Origin of the sequence: Granulicatella sp. 572.rep1_STHE (assembly GCF_001073445.1) — a bacterium.
Classification (GTDB): domain Bacteria; phylum Bacillota; class Bacilli; order Lactobacillales; family Aerococcaceae; genus Granulicatella; species Granulicatella adiacens.
Window position 1 is genome coordinate 1 of the sequence record NZ_JVBO01000026.1, and the last position, 8,439, is coordinate 8,439.

Sequence of the window (8,439 nt, forward strand, 5' to 3'; positions counted from 1 at the left end):
ATTTCATAATAAAAACACCCCAAAAGTTAGATTTTGTGTCTAACTTTTGGGGTGCACTTCAATCGCTTATAATTTTTCAACATCCTTCACAAAACTTCTATGAACAGTACCACAATTTTGACAAATTTCATGATAGAGGGCAATACCTCCTGAAACGAATTTAGCCTCTTCACTGACTAATCCTGCATAACCTTTCAGTTGTTTTTTTACGACAAATTGGTCAGCACCGCAGTGGGTACAAATTTGTTTTTTCATGACTAGACCTCCTCATTTAAGCGGAAAATATCTTCAACGGACATGCCAAAGACACGTGCGATTTTAAGCGCCATTTCAAGCGAAGGGTTATATCGATTATTCTCTAAGTGGAGAATAGTTTCCCGTCGTACACCAATCTTATCCGCCAATTCTTGCTGGGTCATGCGGGAGTCTTCTCGGATGGCTTTTAAGTTTGTTAGAATTTTTCCCATATCTAACCCCTCTTTTCAAATATGAGGAAAAACAGGTCAAAAAACACAATCATGGATGCAGTAAAAATCAAAACCATGCCTGTTCTTAGGGTGAAGGGAAGGAAAAATGTTACTATGCTCAACACTATCAGAGATAGAACTATCAGTACCAGGGTTGTGCAGGCTGCCTTTGCCAAGTTCATATAGAAACGCTCGTCTGCTTGTTCATCAACTTTTTTTAATGCAAAATAGAGAAAGCAAAGAATGAGGACAAACAAGCCAGAACCTAGAAAAAGGTGTTTCAGCCAGATAGGACTAGTAGCTGGTGTGATTATCCAGATACCTTTAGTGTAAATGGCCATAGCGGAAAATAAGGTCATACCATACAACTTCTCTGTCAGTCCAAAATACTTTTCCTCGTCTTCTTGAGATTGTGTCTTGGAAACAAGCCAGAAAATAAGTCCTTGCATGGTAATCGTGACTAGAAAAACAGTGTGTTTTACCCAGGGGGAATTACTTGGCGGAGTTAATAGCCACAGTAGTAGCATAACAGGTAACCAAGTCCAAATTAACCATTTTTTGATGTGTTTCATCTTATTCTTCTTTCCTGTCTTTAAAGTAGAAGGCAGAAAATCCAATGGCACTACCGATAATTGGTGTAAGGCTAATCAATATTTTAGCCAAAAGACTGAGGTTTGTAGCTAGAAAAACGTAGCTAATAACGAAAAGATTAGTCATTAGTGTCGAAATGATGAGCCCTATTTTTTGTGATTTAAACATGATGTATTCCTCCTTTGTTAGAAATAGTTCACATTGAACAGTAAAATTTTTAGGCTTGTGCCTAATGGCAGATTTTCTTGTAAGAAAAGATTGGTGACTGTAGCATTTGTTATAAATATCTCACCTCTACGTTATAATTATATCACATTAAAAAAGAGAATACAAGTATTAAATCAAAAGATATTTTCTAATCTTTTTTCAATCAGACAAAATTCAGCCAGAAGAATAGTTTAAGCAAGAAAAAAGCCCAGAAACGTTGGTTTCAGGCTCTATAATTTCTGTAGTGGGTAAAACCACTGTAGGAATTATGGAGTCTATTTTGTTGTAGAAAAAAGCCTCATAAGACCTATAATGAAAAAGTGACCAAACCCTCATTAGAAAGAATCTTATGGAACAATTAAATTTTATCACAAACATACTTGGAATTAATGACAAAAACATTATTATCTTAGTTTATCTTGATGCTGGAACGCATAAAGAAGTCATTGCTAAGCTCGATTATCCTCCCTCTAAATGTCACAACTTCAAGGACAAATGACTAAATATGCCTTTCAAAAAGAATCCAAAATCCCCTACCTCGATTGTGCTGGCTACAAGACTCTCATTCGATTGAGAAAACGCCGTTTCCGCTGTAAAGACTGTAGAAAAATAGCCATCGCAGAGACTTCCTTAGTCAAGAAGAATCACCAGATCGCAACCATAGTCAAAAAATCAATCTTTTATTGTCATTTTTTAGAATTTCATCAATCTTTTTTTTATTTTCTTCTACTACAAAATTTCTAACTTCAAGATATAAAAAGATATCATGATAAGAACTCCATTTATATAGATCTTCCTTAATAATTTTAAAAATTATCTTACTTAATATCTGGTATACCTCATAATCTTGAGTAGTAATCAATGTAACTGAAATTTCGTAAAGGTTATAAAAGTCCAGGGTTTCAAAGTTTCTTTTTTTTATTTCTCCTTTAAACCATAATTCAATACTTTTTCTTTGTTTTTCTTTACAACTTAAATAATACAGGAAAACAGAATACCAAGTTAGATTACACTGATTTTTCTCATTAATATCTATAGCTAGTTTACCATTTATGATTTCCTTCACTCTAACAGGGCTCAGAAGCACTTACTCATAGTGACATCCAAATAACGAAGACTTATGTTAATACTACAGAAACAGTAAATCAAGAAGTCTCAAAAAGCAATAGGGTGAACTTGGGGTGAATTTTGGGGTGAACTTTAGTTTTTTGAACAAAAAAAGACATCCAAGAGAAAATTCTTGAATGTCTGTAAACGTTGATATAATCGTGTTGATTAACGTTTTGAGAACTGACTCGCTTTACGAGCTTTCTTAAGACCTGGTTTTTTACGTTCTTTCATACGTGGGTCACGTGTTAATAAGCCAGCAGCTTTTAACACTCCACGGAAGTCAGGGTCAACTGTTAATAATGCACGAGCGATTCCGTGACGGATAGCTCCTGATTGACCTGTGAATCCACCACCGTTAACGTTCACTAAAACGTCGTATGAACCTAAAGTTTCAGTTAAGTTTAAAGGTTGTTTGATTACTTCGTGTAAGTAAGCAAATGGGATATATTCTTCGATTGATTTTTTGTTAATTGTAATGTTTCCTGTCCCTGGTACTAAGATAACACGGGCAGTTGAGTTTTTACGGCGTCCAGTGCCGCGGTATTGTGCTTGAGCCAATGCTTTTTCCTCCTTAGATTAGTGATTGGATGTCTACTGCTACTGGTTGTTGTGCAGCATGTGGATGTTCAGCTCCACCGTAAACATGTAATTTAGTAAATTGACGACGACCTAATGAGTTCTTAGGTAACATGCCTTTGATTGATAATTCAACTAATTTACGAGAGTTGTTAGCACGTAATTCACCAGCTGTACGAGCAGTCAATCCACCAGGGTGGTTTGAGTGGTGATAGTAAACTTTATCAGTTGCTTTTTTACCTGTTAAGGCAACTTTGTCAGCGTTGATGATGATTACGAAATCACCTGTATCAACGTTAGGTGTAAATGTTGGTTTGTTTTTTCCACGTAAAATGCTTGCTGCAACAGCTGAAAGACGTCCTAATGGCACATCAGTAGCGTCGATAACAACCCAGTTACGTTCTGTAGTGCTAGCTTTAGCCATGTATGTTGTACGCACGATTGTTTCCTCCAATTTCTTTCTTGGTATTCTTCACATTGAGTTTAACGGGGCTCAAATGTGGATCTATTATCTAGAAAATAAAATTATTTTGCTAATGCTTCTTTAGCTTTGTCTGCTAATACTGTGAATGCAGCTGCATCGTTAACTGCTAAGTCAGCTAACATTTTGCGGTTCATTTCGATACCAGCTAATTTTAAGCCGTGCATTAATTTGCTGTAGCTTAATCCGTTTAAACGAGCTGCCGCATTGATACGTGCGATCCATAATTTACGGAAGTCACGTTTCTTTTGACGACGGTCACGGTAAGCATACATATATGATTTCATGACTGCTTGTTTAGCTGTTTTAAATAATTTTGATTTCGCTCCGTAGTAACCTTTTGCTAATTTTAAAACGCGGTTACGACGACGACGAGTAACTGTTCCACCTTTAACACGTGGCATAATTAATTCCTCCTTGGTCTATCAGTCTCTTGCGACTGGCTTGAAAATGTAATAGTTTGCGTGCTGAATTAACGCATTTGACTTAATTGTTGTTTAATACGTTTGATGTCAGTAGCGTGAACCATTGTTTGTTTACGCAAGTGACGACGTTGTTTTTTAGTTTTGCCATGGAAACGGTGGCTTGTGAAGGCTTGAGAACGTTTTAATCCTCCACCACCTGTACGTTTGAAACGTTTAGCTGAACCACGGTGTGTTTTTTGTTTTGGCATGAGACTTTCCTCCTGTTACTTTTTTACTTATCATTCTTAGGTGCTAACATCAAGAACATGCTTCGTCCGTCCATTTTAGCCTTTTGTTCAACTGTTGCGATTTCAGAAACTTGTTCTGCTAAACGCTCGAGAACTTTTTGGCCAATCTCTTTATGAGTAATGGCACGACCTTTGAAGCGAATGCTTGCTTTGACTTTATCACCTTTTTCAAGGAACTTGATCGCCGCTTTTAACTTCGTATTAAAGTCGTTCTCATCAATTGTAGGGCTTAGACGCACTTCTTTGATATTGATGACTTTTTGGTTTTTGCGAGCTTCTCGTTCTTTTTTCTGCTGTTCAAAACGATATTTACCATAATCCATGATTCTGGCAACTGGCGGTTTTGCGTTTGGCGAAACTAATACTAGATCAAGTCCAGCTTGTTCTGCTAAACGTAAAGCATCATTTTTCGTTTGAACACCAATTTGTTCACCGTTATTGTCAATAACACGTAACTCACGAGCGCGAATTCCATCATTGACCATCATATCTTTTGCTATGATATTCACCTCCAAGAATATTTGAGAGAAAAAAAGCAAAAAAGCAACGGAAGTAATCGAATACTCCCGCTGCCAATGTCTTTTTAAAACTTGAACATTTCCTATCAGCCCAAGGACCCTTGTCAACTTAGGCGAGAAGCGGGATGCTTCTGCTTGTTTTCTCAACTTCAGTAGTCTACCAAATAATAGAGAATCTGTCAACACATATCCCTTTACAAGTAGCTATTAAATTTTCCTTTTAGTAGAATACAGTATTCCTTCAAATTCGTCAACCAATCTACTCTATTTCGAGTGAAAATTTCCCCTGTATTCATCCTATTTTGAATATTCGTCAAACCAGTCGGTAATAGCTTTTAGACGTTCTTGACGTAGATTTGGTAATCCTGAACGAGAGAGCCCGTGACTAGACTGAGGGAATAGAATCATTTTTGTAGGCACATTGTTTTTACGCATGGCCATATACATTTGCTCCCCTTGCTCTTGTGGGCAACGAAGGTCACTTTGTCCATGTAAGACAAGTAAAGGCGTCTTCGCATTTTTGGCATGAGCCACTGGTGACATTTCCCATAGGCGTTGTGGATTATGAATGTCATCAAGCAATTGTTTTTCCACGAAGAATGGTCCAATGTCACTTGTGCCGTAGAAGCTAATCCAGTTGCTGATAGAACGTTGTGTCACGGCTGCACGGAAGCGGTCCGTATGCGTTACAATCCAGTTTGTCATGAATCCACCGTAACTTCCTCCTGCAACGTATAATTGGTCCACATCAACTTCAGGATGTGTTTCTAAGATGTAGTCTACCCCCATCATTAAGTCGTCGAAATCGTGGTTACCGTAGTCGCCAAGAATACTCTTTACAAAGTTTTGTCCGTATGTGTTACTTCCGCGAGGGTTAATCATGATGACTCCGTAGCCTTTTGCAGCGAGTGCTTGCATTTCATGGAAGAAACTTTCGCCGTATGCCACTTGTGGTCCACCGTGAACATAGAGAATTGCCGCGTGCTTATCTTTCTTTTCGACTGGTGGCATATACCATCCGTGGATATCCCAGTTGTCGTAACCTTTATACGTAAAGCGTTCAGGCGTTGTAACGATATGTTCCGCCAAGTATGCTTCATTTGGATTGTAAAGGTTTGTAATTTCTCCAGTGGTTAAATCCAATTTTGCCAATGCACTTGGAATTGTCGTCGTTGAATAAGTGATGACCAGTTCTTTTTCAGAGATGATTTTGGCTCCTGTAATATGAACCTCTTTATCAAAAAGAACTTCATTTCTTCCATCTAAGAAGAGACGGTATAATACGATTTTCCCTTCTACACTCGCACTTACGAGGAAGCTGTCCTTATCCATCCATTGAGGTTCCACTCCAGTAACCGATTGTTGGAAGTCAGCAACCAACCAGTCTCCCCATTCCACATCTAATCCAGACGTTAAATTTAAAATACTTCCTTCTGTACCTGGTTGACCTTCCTTATTGAATACGATGTCTACTTGTGTAACAAATCCGTGTTCCCCTGAATTATAAGCTAAAATAACTCCCTCTTTTGAATCCAATATATAGCGATAAGATTCATCTGTTCCAGCTTCAAGAATTGGATGAATATCCCCAGTGGCCACATCCACATAGCAAGCCTCTGCACTATCTAATGTCCAACGAATATTGGATAAATCACGGTCTACAATAAGGCTTCCGCCATCATGTAATACATCTCTGAAGAATATAGACTCTTCCGTTTCAAAAAGTGTCTTCACTTCTTTAGTGGCTACTTCTACCTGTTTAATTTGGGTTGTTTCTTTATTTTGCAAGAAGCTTCCACCATCGAATCGATACGTTGTTTTTTCAACGATGATTGGTTGAGGAAATTCATCTTTCTTTTCTTCTTCATCCGCTTTAGTCGTTTGATAATAAATAGACTGACTATCCTTTCCCCAAACATATACAGAGACGCCTTTTTTCTCCTGAGTTAGAGTGATGGCTTTCCCTCCTGTTACAGCTTGAACTTTCAATTGAGGAGTTTTATCTTCTCCTTCATTACTGACAAAACTAAGCCACTTTCCATCCGGTGATACTTGAAGCGATGAATTGACCGTTCCATCATCTCCATAAGCTACTTTTCCTTCGTTTGTGTACTTATAAACAGCTGTTTCATAAGTATTCTTCTTTTCATTCATCTTCGTTTCTGTAAAGAAGATGTCTCCTCCGGCCACAACTGGTTGAGCTACATTTTTTAATTCAAATAAATCTTTTTGTTCAATTTTCTTCATAATATCACTCCTTTTGCGCGTGTACTCTTTCAGTCTACTCTTATAAAGAAAGTTTTGCAACGGCAAACAAAAAGCGTGAGACTATCTTTTCTAGTCTCACGCTTCATTTGATTGATTGGTTATGCTTCTTGTTCGTCGTCTTTTTTACGAGAAGACGCTACTAATCCAACAGAAGCTAGAATACTTAATGCTGCTGCACTAAACAATCCAAATTCATCACCAGTACCAGTATTTGGTAATTCTGGTTGAGAAGTCTGTGGATGTTGTTCAATTGGCATAACTGGTGCTGGCGTAACTGTAGCAGTGTAATTTGCTTTTACTACTGTTCCATTTACGTCTACACGTTGAATCGTTACGGTTGGAGCTACCCCTGTAAAGCCAGCTTCTGGAACAAAAGTAATCGTTCCGTCTGGAGCAACAGTGAAGGTTCCAACTCCAGGAATCACCTTAGTCGTTGTTCCATCTTCAAAGGTTGCTGGAACTGAATCATCTAGAGGGACCTCTGGATCACCTGCTTCAAACTTAGGTTTTGCAGTTTGCGTTTTGCCTTGAACATCCGTTGTCACTTCATCCTTAGAAGAAGGAGTAACAGAAGTCACAGTTGGCGTATATTTCGCAGTTACCGGAGTGCCGTTGGCATCTTTAGCTTGGACAGTGACACCGTCTGGTGTTCCAACAAAGTCTTTATTTGGAGTGAACGTAATTTCTCCTGTTTCTGGATTTAATTTATACGTCCCAACTTGTTTACCATCTTTCATCGCTGGTAATTCTGTCTTATCTGTTGGTTCTCCTGTTTCTGGGTCGATGAATTTCGCTGGTTGGTCCCCATCGATTTTCATTGGAACTTCTGAATCTCCCGCTGTAAATTGCGGTGTTTCCTTTTGGTCTTTCCCTTGTTTTCCAGTGGATGTTTTATCTTCACCTCTTGGCGTTACTTCCGTTACGGTTGGTGTGTACTTCGCTGTAGCTGTAGTACCGTTGGCATCTTTAGCTTGGACAGTGACACCTTCTGGTGTTCCAACAAAGTCTTTATTTGGCGTGAACGTAATTTCTCCTGTGGTTGAATTTAATTTGTACGTTCCCACTTGTTTACCATCTTTCATCGCTGGTAATTCTGTCTTATCTGTTGGTTCTTTCGTTGTTGGATCAATAAACTTCACTGGGTTTGAAGCATCAATCGTAAGTGGAACTTCTGGATCTCCTGCTGTAAATTGTGGTGTTTCCTTTTGTTCTTTCCCTTGTTTTCCAGTCGATGTTTTATCTTCACCTCTTGGCGTTACTTCCGTTACGGTTGGTGTGTACTTCGCTGTAGCTGGAGTGCCGTTGGAATCTTTTGCTTGGACAGTGACACCTTCTGGTGTTCCAACAAAGTCTTTATTTGGCGTGAACGTAATTTCTCCTGTGGTTGGATTTAATTTGTACGTTCCCACTTGCTTACCATCTTTCATTGCTGGTAATTCTGTCTTATCTGTTGGTTCATTCGTTGTTGGATCTACAAACTTCACTGGGTTTGAAGCATCAATCGTAAGT

12 protein-coding genes, 1 pseudogene and 1 other annotated feature are annotated in these 8,439 nt (G+C 38.6%); of the genes and pseudogenes, 1 reads left to right on the plus strand and 12 read right to left on the minus strand.

What is annotated here, in order from left to right:
* Positions 1 to 66 precede the first annotated feature (66 nt).
* From ADH99_RS06270 to ADH99_RS06285, 4 genes are read right to left on the minus strand one after another with little or no spacing between them, the layout of a single operon-like run.
* On the minus strand, positions 67 to 255 hold the full coding sequence (locus ADH99_RS06270; protein WP_005605894.1) for a hypothetical protein: 189 nt from the start codon (positions 253 to 255) through the stop codon (positions 67 to 69).
* 2 nt (positions 256 to 257) lie between these two features.
* Positions 258 to 467 carry a helix-turn-helix transcriptional regulator gene (locus tag ADH99_RS06275; protein WP_005605896.1) on the minus strand — a complete coding sequence of 70 codons (210 nt, stop codon included), beginning with the start codon at positions 465 to 467 and terminating at the stop codon, positions 258 to 260.
* A gap of 2 nt (positions 468 to 469) precedes the next feature.
* Complete coding sequence (locus ADH99_RS06280) at positions 470 to 1,039, minus strand: hypothetical protein (RefSeq protein ID WP_049555060.1); 570 nt, start codon at positions 1,037 to 1,039, stop codon at positions 470 to 472.
* Between the two features lies 1 nt (position 1,040).
* Positions 1,041 to 1,226: a hypothetical protein gene (locus ADH99_RS06285; RefSeq protein WP_039848823.1), complete on the minus strand. Its 186-nt coding sequence runs from the start codon at positions 1,224 to 1,226 to the stop codon at positions 1,041 to 1,043.
* A 388-nt stretch (positions 1,227 to 1,614) separates the two neighbouring features.
* Between ADH99_RS06285 and ADH99_RS10315 the strand changes: the two are divergent.
* Positions 1,615 to 1,943 (plus strand): annotated as a pseudogene (locus ADH99_RS10315) (transposase family protein); the annotation flags it as partial.
* On the opposite strand, the gene ADH99_RS10545 reads toward ADH99_RS10315, so the two are convergent.
* The 8 genes from ADH99_RS10545 to ADH99_RS06330 form a co-directional block, all read right to left on the minus strand.
* Positions 1,930 to 2,331 carry a hypothetical protein gene (locus ADH99_RS10545; RefSeq protein ID WP_179944363.1) on the minus strand — a complete coding sequence of 134 codons (402 nt, stop codon included), beginning with the start codon at positions 2,329 to 2,331 and terminating at the stop codon, positions 1,930 to 1,932. The pseudogene ADH99_RS10315 and the gene ADH99_RS10545 overlap by 14 nt on opposite strands.
* A 209-nt stretch (positions 2,332 to 2,540) precedes the next feature.
* Positions 2,541 to 2,933 carry a 30S ribosomal protein S9 gene (rpsI, locus tag ADH99_RS06300; RefSeq protein ID WP_005605904.1) on the minus strand — a complete coding sequence of 131 codons (393 nt, stop codon included), beginning with the start codon at positions 2,931 to 2,933 and terminating at the stop codon, positions 2,541 to 2,543.
* Between the two features lie 13 nt (positions 2,934 to 2,946).
* Positions 2,947 to 3,390: a 50S ribosomal protein L13 gene (rplM, locus tag ADH99_RS06305; protein ID WP_039848825.1), complete on the minus strand. Its 444-nt coding sequence runs from the start codon at positions 3,388 to 3,390 to the stop codon at positions 2,947 to 2,949.
* A gap of 86 nt (positions 3,391 to 3,476) precedes the next feature.
* Positions 3,477 to 3,836: a 50S ribosomal protein L20 gene (gene rplT / locus ADH99_RS06310; RefSeq protein ID WP_005605911.1), complete on the minus strand. Its 360-nt coding sequence runs from the start codon at positions 3,834 to 3,836 to the stop codon at positions 3,477 to 3,479.
* A 68-nt stretch (positions 3,837 to 3,904) separates the two neighbouring features.
* Complete coding sequence (gene rpmI, locus ADH99_RS06315; protein ID WP_005605917.1) at positions 3,905 to 4,105, minus strand: 50S ribosomal protein L35; 201 nt, start codon at positions 4,103 to 4,105, stop codon at positions 3,905 to 3,907.
* A gap of 23 nt (positions 4,106 to 4,128) precedes the next feature.
* Complete coding sequence (gene infC, locus ADH99_RS06320; protein WP_005605919.1) at positions 4,129 to 4,632, minus strand: translation initiation factor IF-3; 504 nt, start codon at positions 4,630 to 4,632, stop codon at positions 4,129 to 4,131.
* Positions 4,633 to 4,676: 44 nt separating this feature from the next.
* Positions 4,677 to 4,805: a sequence feature (ribosomal protein L20 leader region), on the minus strand.
* 154 nt (positions 4,806 to 4,959) lie between these two features.
* Positions 4,960 to 6,909: a S9 family peptidase gene (locus ADH99_RS06325; protein WP_049555058.1), complete on the minus strand. Its 1,950-nt coding sequence runs from the start codon at positions 6,907 to 6,909 to the stop codon at positions 4,960 to 4,962.
* A gap of 119 nt (positions 6,910 to 7,028) precedes the next feature.
* Positions 7,029 to 8,439 (minus strand): Ig-like domain-containing protein (locus ADH99_RS06330; protein ID WP_049555929.1); only part of this gene is annotated, 1,411 nt, incomplete at its 5' end.